Here is a 15846-nt window from a genome sequence, read left to right as displayed (position 1 = left end):
TCAGGGGCAGCCGGCCACGGCGCACGTTCTCGAGTGCGTCGTGTGCCCAGGCTGCGCCGCATGTGCGGAGCCGTCCGTGGCAACGGACAGTGCGCCTGCGGCGATCAGGACTGCGGTGCCGAGCAGGACGTTCTTCATGGTGACTCCCGAGATCGAGGGGGCATGGCGCAGCGCGCAACGCCTTCCTTGCACCGGGGAGACGGGCCCGGCGGAGGCTCATGACGCCACTCGCTGGCCGCAGGTGATCGTTCCCCGCGGCCGGCGGGTGCCTCCGTCGCCACGCTGTCAGGCGTGCGCACTAGCGTGGGAGCCATGCCCAACCGCCTCGCCGACGCCACCTCGCCCTACCTCCTCCAGCACGCCGACAACCCGGTCGACTGGTGGGAGTGGTCGCCCGAGGCATTCGCGGAAGCAAGGCGCCGCAACGTCCCGGTGCTGCTGTCGGTGGGCTACGCAGCCTGCCACTGGTGCCACGAGGCGGCTTGACCGACGGCCTTTCGCGGAAATCGACGAAACCGCAGGTCAGCGGCCTGATCGCGGTTTGGGTCGGTTCGGCGAATGCCGCCGTTGGACACCGTTTCCGGGACTTCGTGCATCACTCTCGTGCATCACTTCGGCCCCATCACTGGTGACCCAGCGGCAGCCGATCGGTGTGTGTTCAACTGTCGCAATCGTACCGATTTCGGGACGGACGTGACAGGTCGCCATCGACGGATGCCTGGGGGGGGGTCTCGTCAGCGCTGTCGAGGTGCTCCACGGTCCCACCAGTCCGTCGGCGGATCTTCGGCAATGATGCGGGCGGCGATCTCGACGTTGCCCAGGTTGCAGAACTTCCACAGCTCCTTGGCTGCGCGGGAGTACTGGAAGGCCGCCTCGTCGACATCGAAGGCGCCGAGCTCTGCGGCTCGGTGCCGGTCGATCGCGTCGGTCAGACGTTCGACCAGTCGGCCGAGCTGTTCTTCGTGGTAGGCGGCGACGTTCGCTCGGGCCGCCCGGCGCTCCGCCTTGGTGCTCACGGTCCGAGGCTATCGAGACTCCGCCCTTCGATGACCGGCGGGCGGATGCGGGGTGGGTGCAGTTCTCGAAAATTGGCGAGTTCCGTGCGAGACGGAATACGCAGTTTCCGAGAACCGGGCGCAGCCACACGGCGTGTGTTGCATATCTGCAACATTAACCTAGACTGGCGTACATGGACCTGGCTGAGCGGATCTCGACGCTGCGCCGCGTGAACGGGCTGAGCGCTCGTCAGCTCGCGGCGCTGGTCGACGTTGCCCCGACCACGGTCACGCGGATCGAGTCAGGTGCGGTGAGTCCGTCGTTCGACCTTGCGCAAGAGATTCTGACGGTCCTGGGGGAGCCGATCGGCTTCACCGGCCTCGCGGATGTGGATGCGATCGCGACCGCACGTCTTGCGCTCGACCCGGAGCTCGACGTGGCGTCGACTCCGGGCGTCGAACTGTGGCGCCAGCGCTGGGTTCGCATCGGACTTCTCGATGCCGACGGTCGGGTCGCCGCCGCGAAGGAAGCGGACCTGCTGTTCCGTGCCGGTCGCGCCGCGCGACTGACGCGCCGCCCCGGAGCGGTGGACTTCACCGCGGGGCTGTCCGCGGATGAGGTCGCTGACTCGCTTCGCGGGGCAGGCATCGACTACGCACTCACCGGTGACGCCGGAGCCAACCGATACCGGTCCAGCGCGGGGGAGGCCTGGCCGGTTCTTTACGTCGAGGACGTCGCCCGTGCCGCCGAAGCCGCAAGCCTGGCGCGCAAGGAGCCCGGTTCGTTCGGCATGCGGGTAACGCTGATCCCGTTCGACGGCGTGAGCGAGGTCGGCCGTGTCGACATCGCCGGAACCGCGGTCGTCGCTCGCGACCAGGTCATCATCGATGCCTACGGTGGCATCGACCGCATGGTCGAGCAGGCCGACATCCTCATGGGGAGGCGAGTGGCTTGACCGACTTCAAGGAGCCGCGCACCGAGATCGAGTGGAGCCGCCGCGCGATCATCAACGTCGTCGACGTTCTCGCGATCCATGCCCGGTCATTGACCTTGGTCGGTGCGCACGCCGTCCTGCTGAGGACGATGGATCTCGACGTGCCGCGTATGCCGACCGGCGACGGCGACCTCGGAGTGACCCCCGGTTTGGTCGGCGACGTTCCCAGCATCGAGGCCCTTCTGGCGGACGCCGGCTACGAGCACCGCACGACGGCACGGCCAGGCCTGTGGGGCAGGAAGCCGTACGACGAGCCCGACGGGACCCGGTCGTTCCGCGAGAAGATCGACCTGCTTGCTCCGCACGGACTCTCCGGCACGGCGAGTCGGAGCAAGCGAGGCGTTCCGGCGTTGCAGCATGCCCACGGCAAACTCGCGGTTGGAAACGTGCTCGGACTCGAGCTCGCTGCGTTCAACCGGTCTCTGGTCACGATCACAGACTTCGCCGATCCTCGGCTCGCGACTGAGATCCACGTCGCCGAGATCCCCGCGCTTATCTTGGCCAAGGGCTCGAAGATCGGTGAGCGGCTCCGAGAGCCGCGCAAGGGGTCGGTCAGAGACAAGGACTTGGGTGACCTGTGGCGCCTCATGGCGGTCGCTGACCCTGCCGAGATAGCCCAAGTGATGTCGGAGTTTGTTGATCACCCCGAGGTGGGCAGCGACGTGCGCCAGAGTCTCAAGTGGACGAGCGACGTCCTGCGTGATCCGGTGAGTTCCGAGCGAGCCAAGTCGGCGTTCGACACCTTCGTCGACCCCGCGGAGATCGACCGCACCTTTGACCGGTGGGGCCGTGTCCCCTTGGGCTGAACTAGCGAGCGGTCGCATCGATTCGTCCAGGGTGGGCCGCACCGCAAGGCATCACGCGCCAACAGGAGGTGTCGAGTATTCAGGCGGTAGTTCGATTCCGCGCATCGGAGACAACCGTGCCGGCAACCTGATAAGCGAACTCCTTGCCGCCGCGGGAGGAGCCAACTACCTGCGCCTTGTGCAACGCGCCAGCGTCAGCGAGCCGCTTGAGTCGGTTGTTCGCGTTCTGTGATGTCAGGTCGAGTTTTGCGCCGATGTCGCTTGCCTTGAACTCGCGTAGTTCCTTGGCGACCTCGAAAGTCGCCTCAAGGATCGGGTCGCCGAGCAAAGAGAGCGTGCCGTCCTCTTCAGCGACGACTATGGCGGTCTTGCGTCGCTCGACGCACACAAGCACTGAGTATCGGTTGTCCGAGTTCAGCCCGGTGACTCTCACGGTCGCGCCGGAGGTCGAGAACTCGTGTGAGGCCAGGAACTTTCCGAGGAACTCGTCGGCGAAGCTAATGTTCATTACTTCGACGCCCGAGAAGTCGATCGTCAGGTCGATGTTCGAGTGGCCTTCGAGAAGGTCATCGAGTCTTGCTCGGCCTTCCTGTCCAAGTGGCCGCGTCGCTGGGTACTTGCCGAGCTGACGAACGGAAAAGGTTGTCGCTTCTTTCATGGCTTCTCCGGTTTCATTTTCTCGATTGAATCATAGTCTTACTCGCCGGACTCAATCGATGGGTGAGCCACGCCCAGGTTCCTGCTGTCTGATCTGGACGGTCAGATGAGGTCAGTTTGAGCATGTCCGGGGTTCCGTGGACGCGTACTTCACCCTTCCCTGATCGAATCTGGAGGGACGCTTCGCCGAACTTCCTGGCATCTGTCACGACGTCCCAGAGGCCGTTGCCACGTTTGTCATTACGGCCGCCGGTCACTCCTGTCACTCCGGCCTTCGTCGCTCTCGCGATCGCGTACTTGTCCTGGGTGTAGTGGGCGTACTTGGGGTTCTGGCGAAGGTGGTTCATCACGCCGATTCCGGTGTCACAGACCGCGAATTCCAGCCGAGTGCCATCGGTGGTGGTCCCTGTGTGAAGTTGTGCGGCCATGAACGCACCGCGTTCGCTGGGCCCGTGCTCGGCTGCGTTGCTGATCAGTTCCCCGCAGGCGCGGAGGACTGCGGCGCCGGCTTCGGTGTCCTCGCCGTAGAACCCCATCACGAGGGGGCCGAGACGTTCCGAGAGGTCGTCGACGTTCCCCGGGTTGAGCGCCGTCACCTCAAGCAGGGACCCGGTCTGATCATTGCGGGTGTCTGGTGGGAGGCGTCCGACGATCCGGGACCGGGAGGGCAAGTGTCGGAGTACGTCCATGCGTTGCAGGTAGGCGGCCGTGGCCTGATCGTGCGGGAGGTTCAGGGTTACGGGCAGAGAGTGGCTTGAAGCCCAGTGGGCCCAGGCGACGATGCCTGCTAGGTCGAGCGGGCATGCGAACGCGAGCGCCGTTGCGTCGATCACCAGTCGGTCCGGGTCCTGCCCGCTCAAGAAGGCAGCGCTGGCCAGGGGCATGTCTCCGGCCAGGATTAGGTCCACTTCGGGAGTGTGGCGCCTGAGGGCGGGCGCAGGGTGGAGCGACGCCCGGTTTGGCGAAACTATGGCGGCCCACGGTTTCATTGTGTACAGTGAAAGAGGTGAGACGGGATCTTCTCGGTTCACCGAACTCATTGGAACGAACCGAGGAGACACCATGAATGCCAAGGCTGAGAAGCCCAGCGGCAACGACGACGTAGCAGTCCACGCGTCCTTCGCCGCTGCCACCAAGCAGTTCAACGAGAAGTTCAGCTCGGTCAGCTCGATCGCAACGGTCCTGGCTGCCGCGCTGACGTTCTTCGACATCCGGTCCGACGGCGCCACCCGGTACTTCTTCGTCGCCGACGGCGACGAGCTGAACCCGAACGTCACCGTCGGCGAGATCGCCCAGGACGGCTCTGGCCACGCCCGCTCAATCAAGCTCTCCCTGCGGACCGAGACGATCTCCGGGAGCTGATCGTGGACTACGAGAGCCAGCTGCGCCTCGAGCGTGACGCCGTCGTCGTGAGCGCCACGCTCGAGGCCTCTGGCGGCCTCCTCATCCACCGGGTCGCAGACCCCGATGGCCCGGCCGCACTGGTCGATCCGCCCGGCGTCTACTGGGCCGTCATCCAGCCGGCCCAGCTTGGCACCAGCCCGTTTGTCGTGCGGATCCATTGGACTGTGTACCCGGACCTTCCACCGTCGGTTCTGTTCGCGGCCGAGGTCGGCGGCCTGGCCAACGTGGCCGCCGCCTGGCCCGCTGCGGCGGGGTACCGGGCGCCGAACGACATCTGCAAGCCGTTCACCGCAGAGGGCCAAGCCCTTCACCCGGAGTGGGCCAGCGGCGCCCAGGCCTGGCGTTCGGAAGGCAATCCGTTCTTGTACGTCATCCAGAACGTGCAAGACGACATCAATCGAGCACGAGGGGCGCGCGCATCATGACCCAACTTCATATCGGAGCCGACGCCGTCGACATCATGGTCGCCGACGTCGCCCGGTACGGCGCCCTTGGCGTCGAGACCGGCTCGCTCCTCCTCACCCCGCCCGGAGAACCGACGGTTACGGTGGTCGCCCTTGCCGGGGTCGCCGGCATCGAGCGCCACCCGGGGCTCCTCATCTTCTCCGCCGCCGCGTTGAACCCGCTCTTCTCATACGCCGAGGACACTGGCCTCCAGTTGCGCGCCCAGGTGCACTCGCACATGCACGACGCGTTCCTTTCGCACACCGACAAGACCGGAAACATCCGGATGCCCGGCTTCATCGCGTCGGTCATCCCGGACTTTGGCACCCCGTCCGCCGACCCGACCGTCTGGGGCTGGTGGGCCTTCGACGGCGACGACTGGACACCGATCGACGCCGCCGTCGTGACGACCCAGACCACCAAGGTCATTACCTTCGACGCGGACGGTGTCCGGTGAGCGCTGGCCAGACCAACTACAGCCGCCCGCTCCGGGTGGCAGCCGGCAGTTCAGGCACCGACGAGGCCGACCTGAAGGTGCGGCTGGAGAACAGCACTGTCCTTGTCACTGCGGACCCAGCGGCACCCATGGCGGCCACCACACTTCGGGTCCTGGTCGCCAACCTGCGGCGCCTGCCGGTCCAGCTATACCTCGACCCCAGCGGCGGAGAGGACCGGCTCGGCCCGGGCCTGGTTGCCGAGCTCGAACGGCTCGCGGCCAGCATCGATGGCGCCCGGCAGATTGTGGTGTCCAGGCCCGAACGAGTCACGGTGCACGTACATGTCGGGACGAGCTCAACCTCAGCGCAAGTCTGCGGTGTCGCGGACGGACACGGAGCGCGGCTGCGCCCGAAAGGCGTTGCGTTCCCACCCCTCCTGCAGCCGGGCACCGGCTTGGGAGGGATCCTCGCCGGCGCGATGCTCACCGCCGAGGTCTTCAAGCTCGTCGTCGGCGTGCTCCCGGAGCGGCGTGGCCCGCTCGTCCCGCTCGACTTCTGCCCTGTCACTCTCGGCGAGCCGGACAGTGTCAGCCGACCCCTGCCGCCGCTGAAGGACACCGCGCTCATCGGCGGCGGCGCCATCGGCACCGCCATCGCACTCATCCTGCGCGAACTCGAAGCCGAAGGTGCTCTCACCGTCGTAGACCCCGAGACGTACGACAGGCCCAACGTCACCACCTACAGTCTCGGCGATCTCCAGACCGCCGCGGCCAAAACGCACAAGGTCCACCTCATCCGCGACGAACTTGTGAACGTCAGTGTCGACCCGTTTGTCGGGACCGCACGGGACTACATCGACGCGATCGACGCCCGCGAAAAGACGATGCCGACCACCGTCCTCGGTGCCGTGGACAGCATCGATGCCCGGCACGAGATCGCTGCCATCCACTCCACTCATACCCTCGACGGCAGCACCGGCGGCGACACCGGCACAATGCTCAGCCTCTCCGAGGCGACCTGGGACGGCCCATGCCTGCGTTGTTACTACCCGCAGCGCCCGGCGCAGGGACTGTCCGTCATCGACCTCCTCGCCGAACGCACCGGACTTTCCCCCGAGAGGCTCGCTCGCGGCACCGACAAGCTGGCCGCCGAGGAGATCGCCGCACTCGACAACCTGACGTCGGAAAACCGCGACATCCTCGAGCGCCAGATCGGCAAGGAAATCTGCGGCCTTGGCAAGGCGTTCGGCCTAGTTGGCGGGGACAGTGGGTTCAATCCATCCGCCGCGTTTGTTGCACAGCAGGCCGCTGCCCTCGTCGTCGGCGCCCTCATTCGACGCGGCACCTCGATTCCATCGATCAACGTCCAGTACGACGCACTGTTCGGCCCGCACCCAGACATGACGCTGCACCGGAACCCGCGGCCATCATGTAGGTGTCAGGATGACGTGAGCCTGCACGCGGAGGTCCGGGCTCGTAGGTTGGACCTTTAGTCGCATGGAGGCACTTGCAAGGGGCTCCCGCTACGACGCCGTCGACTGCCGTCACGCGGATCGGGGACTTCGCTTCGGCTTGGGGAGCAGGTCCGCGATGGCGACCTGCTCCCGCTCAGGCGCAACGAGAACCTTCAGCGCCGCCTCCGCCAAGGCGATGCGACGTTCCTCCCAGGTCAGGAGCTGGTCGAGCCTCCAGCGGTCGGGATGCGTCATGACCGGCGGCGGCACGAGCGAGCGGTCCTTGAGGTTCTGATAGCCCTTCGTCTTGCCCCAGTCGTAGCGACGGATCACATCGCTGGCGTGGAGGAAGACGTGGCGCGGGTCGTCGTCCATCGCGCTCACACTGCCTTCGGTCGATCGAGGACCGGCCGGGACGCGAGCCGCTGCGAGCGGATGAACGTGCGGAGGTCGCCGACCGTTGTATAGAGCCGCCGGCCGATCTTGAAGAACTCCGGGCCAGTTCCCTCCTGGCGCCACCAGCGGACGGTGTTCGTGGGCGCCTTCAGGATCTGGGCGACGTCCTCGAGGGTGAGCAGTTCGTCATCGTGCTGCTCGTGGAAGGGGACGTCGTTGGTGTTGCTGTTCATGGTTCCTCCTGTTTGGTGTGGCCCGCGAGGACTGCGGGCAACAGGTAGGTGTGAGGGCTGTGCCAACGGAAGGGCGAAATACGTCCGATCGGATATGATGGCAGTATGGATCGGGCCTATCTGATCGAAAGGGCGCGACGTCTGCGCGGCCTCACGCAGGCCCAGCTCGCCGCCAGATCGGGTACGTCGCAGGCGACGCTGTCGGCGTACGAGCGCGGTGTGAAGTCGCCATCGCTGAAGGTCGCGGCGCGGATCATTGCGGCGACCGGTCACGACCTGAACCTTCGGGTGCACATCGACTGGGTCGAGCACCATCCGACGGGAATCGTCCGGTTCTGGGCGCCGAACATCCTGTGGAGCGTTGAGCCGCCCGACTGTTTCGCGACGCTGGCCATCCCCGACTTCATCCGCAACACCGGCATGCGGGACTGGGACATGAGCGACCGTGAAGAGCGCAAGGGCGCCTACGAGCAGCTGATTCGCCGGGGCTTGCCGCAGCAGATGATCCGCTGGATGGATGGCGCCCTCCTCGTCGATGTGTGGGACGAGCTCGACCTGCCGGATCCGGTCCGCCAGGCCTGGAAGTGGCCCATCCGGTTGGCGAGGGAGCCGCTGAGGCCCAACCCGCTGTCCTTCGGGAAGGACCCCGAGCTGACGTCGAGGGCCTGGATCCGCGGCTACGAGCCGCTGCCGCCGCCACCTCCGCCGCCTCCGCCGAGGCGCACGCGCTTCGACCCGCGTCCGCCGCCGTAGGCGAGCCAGATCAGAGGCCGAGGTGCGGTGCCGACGACGAAGCCGGCGGGCGGTAGGCGACGTCAGGCTCGGGGCGCCTGGGCGCCGAGGTGCGTCGGGCGTAGCGAGTCTGCATCGGTCCATAGCGGTCGATCGCCTCGACAGCCAGTCCGCAAGCATGCGACGGACCGAGGTCAGCGCGGTCACGCCCGAACACCTCGATCCACTCTGTGCGGGCCTCCTCGACGGACTCGGCGATGAGATGGGCGACGTTGTGCTCGCGGCCGCGGGTCATGCCGACGTACGCAGACGCGGCGCCGGTGTGGTCGCCGACGAGGACGTGGCTGACAGGGACGGTAGAGCCTTGGGCACCGTAGGCAGTGGTCGCATACGCGAGCTCGACGTGGTCGCGGACGTACGCCGGCGGCAGGACGCGCTGTCCGTTCTCACCCTTGACGTGCAGCCCGGCCGCTGAGGAGCCGATGACGGTCCACCGCTCCCGGTTGGCGACGCCGACCTCGGCGTCGTTGTGGCGGGTGGCGATGGTGTCGCCGATGCCGATCAGTTCGCCCGACCTGGTGATGACGGATTCTGCCGCCTGTCCGGTCATGACCCGGACTCGGTGGGTGACGTGGTTGATGCGGGTCACCTGTTCGCGGGTGTCGGCGACGACGAGCTGGCCGCGCGCGGCCTTCACGCCGAGGACGTCCAGGCGTTCGACGTCGCTGGCGTGGATCACGACGTCGCCTCGGCGCATCAGTTCGTCGAACACCTCGCCGGGTCGCGCTCCTGAGCGCATCCGGAGTGAGAGGTCGGCGTACGCCGGATCGGTGAAGCGGTGGACCCCGTCGTACTCGATGCAACGGTCGGCGGCGTACCTCGCTGCGAGATCCATGACGCCACCTCGGCCGACGGCCGGGAGTTGGTGCCGATCCCCGATCAGCACCACCTGGGCGCCGCCGGCGTCGGCGAGGGCCAGCAGGGCTCGGGCACTGTCCTGGTCGAGCATGCCTGCCTCGTCGACGACGAGGAGCGTGCGGCGGTCAACCGGGGGAGCGGTGGGCGACGGTTCGGTCCGGCTCCAGCGTCCCTCGTCGTCCCAGCGGAAGCCGTGCTCGTGGAGCAGCTTGGCGACAGCGCGGGTCTCGGTGCCGATCTCTCCCGCTGCCACCTGCGCCGCCTTGCGGGTCGGCGTCACCACGAGCATCCGGCCGCCGCGTGCTTCGACCTGGTCGCGGGTGGACGCGAGTCGACGGGTCTTGCCGCTGCCGGCGGCGCCTTCGACGACGGTGATCTTCTGGCGCTGGGCGCTGTTGAGGATCTGCGCGACCAGGTCGTACTCGACGGCCAGGACGTCGGGCGAGCTCAGTGCGCGGACGTGCTCCGGAGCGTCGTCGCGGTTGACCAAGGGCACGCATGCGTCGAGAGCCCGTGCAGTCAGGTCCTCGGCGAGTTCGCGCCGGACGGTGCCGCGCGCGACGACGTCGCAGGATGCGATCAGCTTCTCGACCTCGCCGCGGAGGTCGGCGGCGTTCCAAGCAGAGTGGTGCGCGCCGAGTCGGTCGACGGCGCGCTTCGCGAGGGCATCGCGGTCCAGCGAGCCGATTGACACGGTGGTCGGCCGGGCACGCCGATTGGGTGCTCGGAAGTCGAGATCGATGAGTTCCTCGACCCAGCGGTCGCGGAGGTCGGCTCCCGAGGTCGGGACGACCTTGTCGGGCCGGGCGTCGGCCCACGCTCGGCGGTCCCAGGCCTGCCGAATCGCGGGCCCCGGTTCCTCGCCGGGGTGGTCGCGCCGCCACTGCGCCTCGTACCGGTCGATGTTCGCTCCGATCTGTCGCGACCGAGCGCTGAACGCGCCTGCGTAGCCGGCTAACTGACTGACCTCGCCGGTCTCCGGGTCGAGCGTGTAGCCGTGTTCCGCGAGGGCCGCGCGGAACTCGGGGTTGGTCATGACGGCCGCATGGCCGATCCCGTTGATCGCCTCGAGGCTGTCGCGAACTCCGACGGTGTGCAGTCCGCGCCAGCCGCGTGCTGCGAAGACTCGGGCGTTGATCTGGAGGTGGAGATGGCGGTGCGGGTCGCCAGACCGGGAGGTGAAGTGGCGTACGACGGCCGCCTCGAGCTGCTCGATGGGCACCTGCACCTGCCGACCGCGCGGCCCCACCCGGGTCGTCGCGTGTTGGGCCAGCCAGTTGACGATCTCCTCAGCGGCCGCCATCTGCGCGGCGTCGTACGCCTCAGCGATCTCGGGGTGGAGAGCCGCGGCCAGTGACCAGGACTTTGGCCCGTTCACGGTGACTTCGACGAACCGGACTGCCTGGTCATCGGTCCTGAGACGGCCTTTCGCCGCGCTGGTCTCGACGTCGTATCCGGCTACCCACCGCTCGTACGTCTCGCCGTCCATGTCGGCTCGCCGCTCGAGGCCGTCCGGGGTGGCGGTGAGTCGCATGGCGACGCCGTTGCCCTCGGCGAGGTAGTAGTCGTCGGCGCGTGACCGGTCGGCCTCGACGTAGTGCCGGGCTGCGGCTGGGGCGCCGCGGTAGATCTTCATGCCGCCGTGCATCCGAGCCGCCTCCCTCAATGACCGTGAACAACCACGAAACCGCAGGTCAGGGGGTATCTCGGCCCTGATTCGCCTACTGAATTTCGTAGCATGCGTGCCGCCTGAAAGGGAGGGGAGAAGGGGGCAGGCGGGGGACTGAGTGGGGAGCCATTGGTGGTTGGCGATGGAGCGAGGGGCTGGGTATCGGAGAAAGGCAAGGAACGTGGGAGTGGCGGGATATTCGTGAGGGTTCCCCGTCACGCGATTGCCCCGAGCCTGCCGAGCGTCATTGGCCGCGAGGTCAGCACGCCGACGAGTCCAGCCCCGTTCACTCGCCACATGGTCGCGCAGCGCGCAGACCGGAGGAGCGACGGTCAAGCGGGAAAGGCGACTCCGCCTAATGCATGGACCACGGGAGCCAGCTCGGGCTGCTCGTCGGCGAGCTCGAGCGCGCCTGCCAGGGCGGCGTCGTGGATGGGCCGCGCCGTGCGATAGAGCTTGCGGCCGGCCGGGGTGAGCTCGGTGTAGATGCCGCGCCGGTCGTCGGCGCACAGGATGCGGGTGAGCAGTCCCCGGTCCTCGAGGCGGGTCACCAGGCGTGTCGTTGCGCTGGGGGAGAGGGCGGCAGCCCGGGCCAGCTGCTGCATGCGCATGTGCCAGCCGTCCTGGCGGCTGAGCGCGTCGATCACGGTGTACTCGACGACCGACAGCCCGGCCGCACCCGCGAGCGCGCGCTCGAGCTCGGCCTCGATCAGGCCGTGCAGTGCGGCAAGGGTGCGCCAGCCCTGGGCGCGGACCTCGAGTGCCTCATCCGTGATGCCCATCCGCCGTCTCCTCAGCCAAAAACCAGATCTTTGCTTGCGCGGGATACTTGCGTGTGCAACGATAAGTTCCATCGCGCAACATCCCGCGTGTGCAACTACTCTCTCACATCCAGAGGAGAAACCCCATGCCCCTCGGTCTGATCGCTCTCGCACTCGGGAGCTTCGGCATCGGGCTCACCGAGTTCGTCATCATGGGCCTGCTGCCGGAGGTCGCCGCTGACTACGGCGTCTCCGAGTCCGCCGCCGGATGGCTGATCTCCGGCTACGCCCTCAGCGTCGTCGTCGGCGCCCTGGTCCTCACCGCGGCCACCACCCGCCTGGACCGCAAGAAGGTCCTGCTCGGCCTCGTCGTGCTCTTCATCATCGGCAACGTCATCACCGCTGCGGCGCCGACGTACAGCATTGCCATGACCGGCCGCATCGTCGCGGCGCTGTGCCACGGTGCCTTCTTCGGCATCGGTGCCGTCGTCGCCTCAAGCCTCGTCGCACCGGAGAAGAAGGCCGGTGCGGTCGCGATCATGTTCACCGGCCTCACCGCCGCCAACGTCCTGGGCGTCCCGTTCGGCACGTTCCTCGGCCAGCAGGCCGGCTGGCAGGCCACCTTCTGGGCGATCGCCGGCATCGGTGTCATCGCCCTGATCGGCATCGCGGCCCTCGTCCCCGACCTCACGACGGACCCCGGGAACGGCGCCGGGAACGGCGCCGGGAATGGCACCGACGAGGTCAGCCTGCGTCGCGAGCTCGGAGCCTTCCGCTCCAGCCAGGTCTGGTTCTCCCTCGCCATCACGGTCCTCGCCTACGGCGGCATGTTCGGCGCGTTCACCTACATCGCCTACACGCTCACCGAGGTCACCGGCTTCGCCTCGTCCACCGTCCCGTGGCTGCTCGTGCTGTTCGGCGCCGGACTGGTCGTCGGCAACTGGATCGGCGGTCGCCTCGCGGATCGCTCCATCGACGGAACACTCGTCGGCGTGGTCGCAGCACTCATCGTCGTACTCGCCGGGTTCGGGCTCGTCGCGGGCTCCCAGCCCGCCACCATCGTCGCCCTCTTCCTCATGGGCACGCTCGGCTTCGGCACGGTCCCGGCGCTGCAGAGCCGCGTGATGGTGTACGCCGGGCAGGCGCCGACGCTTGCCTCCGGTGCCAACATCGGAGCGTTCAACGCAGGCAACGCGCTCGGTGCGTGGGCAGGCGGAGTCGGCATCTCCACCGGTCTCGGCTACACCTCGCCGATCTGGATCGGCGCCGGCATCACCGCCGTCGGCCTCGTGGTCCTGCTGATCGCACGGACCGCCGCCACCAGCACGCTCCCGACTGTTACGGCAGCTCCCGCGCAGGCCTCTGCCGACGTCTGATCGCCCAGGCTTTTCAAGAGCGATGACGGCCGCCCGCCCCGCGAGGGGTTGGCGGCCGTCTCGTTCGCCCTCGGCCCTTCAGGGCGGCGCTGCGTCCGTATCCCGCTCCGGTGTGGCGCGGCGGGGCGGGGCTTCAACCCGATGGGGCGCATATCCGGCAAGTACGAAAACTCGTCCCGGTTGCCCTTGACGATCAGCGCCCTGTTACATGTAACATGGCACAGCGTACTAGCGAGACGACGCACCATCCGATGTTGCCGAGGAGATGACGGTTAATCGCAATGACGACTTCAACTGCCGCAAGCCAAGGCATGGCTCCTGGCGTCGGGATCATGATCGACAACATCTCGATGCGATACGGCGATCACGTCGTTCTCGACGATGTGACGCTCCATGTCGAGCCAGGAACTGTAACCGCGCTCGTCGGCCCGTCCGGCGCAGGAAAGAGCACCTTCCTGCGCTGCATCAACCTGCTTGCACGTCCCGATGCCGGAACCATTCGCGTGGCCGGTCACACTATTGAGCCGGGAAGGACAGTGAACAGCCGCGACCTCGCCGCATTGCGACGAAGCGTCGGAATGGTGTTTCAGTCCTTCAACCTCTTTCCGCACATGAGTGCGCTGAAGAACATTAGCTATCCGCAGCAGAAGGTTTTGGGGCGAACCAAGCAGGAAGCAGACGCCCGATCGATGCAGCTGCTTGAACGCGTTGGCCTGGCGGAGAAGGCCGGACAGCATCCGGAGCGCTGTTCTGGCGGACAGCAGCAGCGCATCGCCATTGCGCGAGCTCTTGCCCTTGATCCGAGCATCATGCTTTTCGACGAGCCGACGTCAGCGCTCGACCCAGAGGTTGGACTTGAGGTCTTGGCCGTCATGCGCGAGCTTGCCTCAGACGGAATGACGATGATCGTGGTCACCCACGAGATGCAGTTTGCTCGTGACGTGTCCGACACCCTGGTGGTGATGGCGGACGGCAAGATCATCGAGCAGGGCGACCCGCGCGAGATCATGAGCTCGCCGCAGGAGCCTCGCACCCGTCAGTTCCTCCGCGCGGTTCTCGAGCGCTGATCATGGACGCATTCTTCGCTGTCTTGCGGGGCCTGCCTCTGACGCTGTTGCTCACCGGTTCGGCCTTTGCCATCGGTGTCGTCGGGGCTGTCCCTGTTGCACTCGGCCTGAACTCAAAGAACCGCCTGATCTGGCTGGTATGTCGGCTCTCAGTGGATCTCGTCCGCGGCATTCCTGTCATCGTCTGGCTCTTCATGTTGAAGTTCGGCGTTCAGTTCGACTCCTTCAGGCTCAGCCCCCTCGCGGCAGCCGTCCTCGGCCTGGGCGTCGTCTCCATCGCCTACCTCGCCGAGATCTATCGGGGCGGACTGCAGGCAGTTCCACGCGGCAAGGTTGAGGCAGCGCAGGCCCTGGGACTGAGGAGCCGAGCCGTGTTCTTTGGCGTCAGGGCGCCACTCGCCTTCCGCATCGTGTCGCCGTCCATCGCCACGTACCTGATGAGTCTCCTGAAGGACTCGTCAATCGCCTCAACGATCATCGTGGCCGAGATGGTCTACCAGTCACAGACCTATGCACGCCAGCACCCGACAGTCGAGGGGATCCTGCCCTACGTCATCGTCGGCGCCCTCTACATCCTCCTCAGCCTGCCCGTGGCCTACGCCTCGAGGCGACTCGACTCCCGAATGCGGAAGGAGGTCTACGCATGAGCTGGCTTTCGGTGTGGGGCGACTACCTGCCCACAATGCTGGACGGCCTACAAGTCAGTCTGCTCCTCGCGCTCATCTCGATCTCGCTGGGATATCCGCTCGGACTGCTCCTCGGGCTGGCTGTCTCGTCGGAGAACCTGGCCGTGCGTGCGATCAGCCTGGCCGTTGTCGAAATCGGCCGTGGCGCACCCGCCCTGGTCGTCTTGTACCTGTTCTATTACGGGTTGCCCAAGGCCGGAATCACGATGGAGGCCATGACTGCGGCGTCACTCGGGCTGGTCTGGAACACAGCTGCCTATTCCAGTGAGGTCATGCGCGCCGGATTCCAATCCGTTCATCGCGGCCAGATCGAGGCGGCGAACGCCCTGGGGCTGGCCGACCGACACACGTTCCTGCGGATCGTCATGCCTCAAGGCCTCCGCTCTGCAACGCCGGGACTGATGGGCCTGTCGATCCAGGTATTCCAAGCGACCTCACTCGCGTACACCATCGCCGTCCCGGAGCTCATGAAGGCCGCAAACAATCTGGGCAGTCGGGACTTCAACTACCTGCAGGTATTCGTCCTCGCCGGATTGGTCTACGCGGCGGTCACTCTGCCCGCCACCTGGATAACCGTCTACTTCGAGAAGCGAATGAATCGCGCCTACGCCTAGTAGTCGACCGAGTCCGTCCTACCGAACCAACACAACCATCAGAAGGGCATCATGAACACCATCATCAGCAAGGCCAGCATCCTGTGTGTCGCCTCTGCCGTCATGTTGAGCCTCAGTGCTTGCGGGGGCTCGGGCGCTTCCACCACCGTGAGTTCCGATTGCACGCCCAAGCATTCCGACATCAGCACCGTCAAGACTGGAAC

20 protein-coding genes and 1 pseudogene are annotated in these 15846 nt (G+C 66.7%); 12 read left to right on the top strand and 9 right to left on the bottom strand.

The annotated features are described in order from the left end of the window. Complete coding sequence (locus D4739_RS16775; RefSeq protein ID WP_182920286.1) at positions 1-138, bottom strand: hypothetical protein; 138 nt, start codon at positions 136-138, stop codon at positions 1-3. A gap of 174 nt (positions 139-312) precedes the next feature. On the opposite strand from D4739_RS16775, the pseudogene D4739_RS02910 reads away from it, so the two are divergent. After that, positions 313-483 (top strand): annotated as a pseudogene (locus D4739_RS02910) (DUF255 domain-containing protein); the annotation flags it as partial. 251 nt (positions 484-734) lie between these two features. Here D4739_RS02910 and D4739_RS02905 read toward each other — a convergent pair. After that, positions 735-1016 carry a hypothetical protein gene (locus D4739_RS02905; RefSeq protein WP_120059171.1) on the bottom strand — a complete coding sequence of 94 codons (282 nt, stop codon included), beginning with the start codon at positions 1014-1016 and terminating at the stop codon, positions 735-737. 173 nt (positions 1017-1189) lie between these two features. Here D4739_RS02905 and D4739_RS02900 point away from each other — a divergent pair, with 173 nt between their 5' ends. Both D4739_RS02900 and D4739_RS02895 read left to right on the top strand, forming a co-directional pair. Further along, on the top strand, positions 1190-1951 hold the full coding sequence (locus tag D4739_RS02900) for a helix-turn-helix transcriptional regulator (protein WP_120059170.1): 762 nt from the start codon (positions 1190-1192) through the stop codon (positions 1949-1951). Further along, positions 1948-2796 (top strand): hypothetical protein, encoded by an 849-nt coding sequence (locus D4739_RS02895; RefSeq protein ID WP_120059169.1) that lies wholly within the window; start codon positions 1948-1950, stop codon positions 2794-2796. Before D4739_RS02900 ends, D4739_RS02895 begins: the two co-directional genes overlap by 4 nt. A gap of 79 nt (positions 2797-2875) precedes the next feature. Here the strand turns inward: D4739_RS02895 and D4739_RS02890 are convergent, their stop codons facing one another. Next, entirely contained in the window at positions 2876-3454 is a 579-nt protein-coding gene (locus D4739_RS02890) for an STAS-like domain-containing protein (protein WP_120059168.1), read from the bottom strand. A 13-nt stretch (positions 3455-3467) separates the two neighbouring features. Further along, on the bottom strand, positions 3468-4361 hold the full coding sequence (locus D4739_RS02885; RefSeq protein ID WP_120059167.1) for an ATP-binding protein: 894 nt from the start codon (positions 4359-4361) through the stop codon (positions 3468-3470). A 154-nt stretch (positions 4362-4515) separates the two neighbouring features. On the opposite strand from D4739_RS02885, the gene D4739_RS02880 reads away from it, so the two are divergent. From D4739_RS02880 to D4739_RS16760, 4 genes are read left to right on the top strand one after another with little or no spacing between them, the layout of a single operon-like run. Beyond that, positions 4516-4815: a hypothetical protein gene (locus tag D4739_RS02880; RefSeq protein ID WP_120059166.1), complete on the top strand. Its 300-nt coding sequence runs from the start codon at positions 4516-4518 to the stop codon at positions 4813-4815. A gap of 2 nt (positions 4816-4817) precedes the next feature. Continuing rightward, the gene (locus D4739_RS16770) at positions 4818-5282 is read left to right on the top strand and encodes a hypothetical protein (protein ID WP_182920285.1); all 465 of its coding nucleotides are present in this window, start codon (positions 4818-4820) and stop codon (positions 5280-5282) included. Next, the gene (locus D4739_RS16765) at positions 5279-5758 is read left to right on the top strand and encodes a hypothetical protein (RefSeq protein ID WP_182920284.1); all 480 of its coding nucleotides are present in this window, start codon (positions 5279-5281) and stop codon (positions 5756-5758) included. Before D4739_RS16770 ends, D4739_RS16765 begins: the two co-directional genes overlap by 4 nt. Beyond that, entirely contained in the window at positions 5755-7230 is a 1476-nt protein-coding gene (locus D4739_RS16760; protein WP_182920283.1) for a ThiF family adenylyltransferase, read from the top strand. The genes D4739_RS16765 and D4739_RS16760 overlap by 4 nt, the downstream gene beginning before the upstream one ends. Positions 7231-7281: 51 nt before the next feature. Here the strand turns inward: D4739_RS16760 and D4739_RS02870 are convergent, their stop codons facing one another. After that, entirely contained in the window at positions 7282-7566 is a 285-nt protein-coding gene (locus tag D4739_RS02870; RefSeq protein WP_120061702.1) for a hypothetical protein, read from the bottom strand. A gap of 5 nt (positions 7567-7571) precedes the next feature. Continuing rightward, a complete protein-coding gene (locus D4739_RS02865) occupies positions 7572-7820 on the bottom strand; it encodes a helix-turn-helix domain-containing protein (RefSeq protein ID WP_120059165.1) in 249 nt (82 codons plus the stop codon). Between the two features lie 105 nt (positions 7821-7925). Here D4739_RS02865 and D4739_RS02860 point away from each other — a divergent pair, with 105 nt between their 5' ends. Further along, positions 7926-8573 (top strand): helix-turn-helix domain-containing protein, encoded by a 648-nt coding sequence (locus D4739_RS02860; protein ID WP_120059164.1) that lies wholly within the window; start codon positions 7926-7928, stop codon positions 8571-8573. Positions 8574-8583: 10 nt separating this feature from the next. On the opposite strand, the gene mobF is transcribed toward D4739_RS02860, so the two are convergent. Both mobF and D4739_RS02850 read right to left on the bottom strand, forming a co-directional pair. Continuing rightward, entirely contained in the window at positions 8584-11106 is a 2523-nt protein-coding gene (mobF, locus tag D4739_RS02855; RefSeq protein ID WP_238473493.1) for a MobF family relaxase, read from the bottom strand. 365 nt (positions 11107-11471) lie between these two features. Next, positions 11472-11921, bottom strand: coding sequence for a MarR family winged helix-turn-helix transcriptional regulator (locus tag D4739_RS02850; RefSeq protein WP_120059162.1), 450 nt, complete (start codon positions 11919-11921; stop codon positions 11472-11474). A 125-nt stretch (positions 11922-12046) separates the two neighbouring features. On the opposite strand from D4739_RS02850, the gene D4739_RS02845 reads away from it, so the two are divergent. The 4 genes from D4739_RS02845 to D4739_RS02830 all read left to right on the top strand — a co-directional run bounded on the left by D4739_RS02845 (position 12047) and on the right by D4739_RS02830 (position 15643). Continuing rightward, positions 12047-13276 carry an MFS transporter gene (locus D4739_RS02845; RefSeq protein ID WP_120059161.1) on the top strand — a complete coding sequence of 410 codons (1230 nt, stop codon included), beginning with the start codon at positions 12047-12049 and terminating at the stop codon, positions 13274-13276. Positions 13277-13608: 332 nt separating this feature from the next. Then, complete coding sequence (locus tag D4739_RS02840; protein ID WP_220699221.1) at positions 13609-14343, top strand: amino acid ABC transporter ATP-binding protein; 735 nt, start codon at positions 13609-13611, stop codon at positions 14341-14343. A 2-nt stretch (positions 14344-14345) separates the two neighbouring features. Beyond that, complete coding sequence (locus tag D4739_RS02835; RefSeq protein ID WP_120059159.1) at positions 14346-14990, top strand: amino acid ABC transporter permease; 645 nt, start codon at positions 14346-14348, stop codon at positions 14988-14990. Beyond that, positions 14987-15643: an amino acid ABC transporter permease gene (locus D4739_RS02830; RefSeq protein WP_120059158.1), complete on the top strand. Its 657-nt coding sequence runs from the start codon at positions 14987-14989 to the stop codon at positions 15641-15643. Before D4739_RS02835 ends, D4739_RS02830 begins: the two co-directional genes overlap by 4 nt. Before the next feature lie 38 nt (positions 15644-15681). Here D4739_RS02830 and D4739_RS17010 read toward each other — a convergent pair whose 3' ends face one another. Further along, positions 15682-15837 carry a hypothetical protein gene (locus tag D4739_RS17010; protein ID WP_220699220.1) on the bottom strand — a complete coding sequence of 52 codons (156 nt, stop codon included), beginning with the start codon at positions 15835-15837 and terminating at the stop codon, positions 15682-15684. Positions 15838-15846: the final 9 nt, after the last annotated feature.

Source organism: Nocardioides cavernaquae, assembly GCF_003600895.1.
GTDB classification, from domain to species: Bacteria; Actinomycetota; Actinomycetes; order Propionibacteriales; family Nocardioidaceae; genus Nocardioides; species Nocardioides cavernaquae.
Note: the sequence above shows the minus strand (reverse complement) of the source record. Positions and strands in the feature narration are given on the sequence as shown.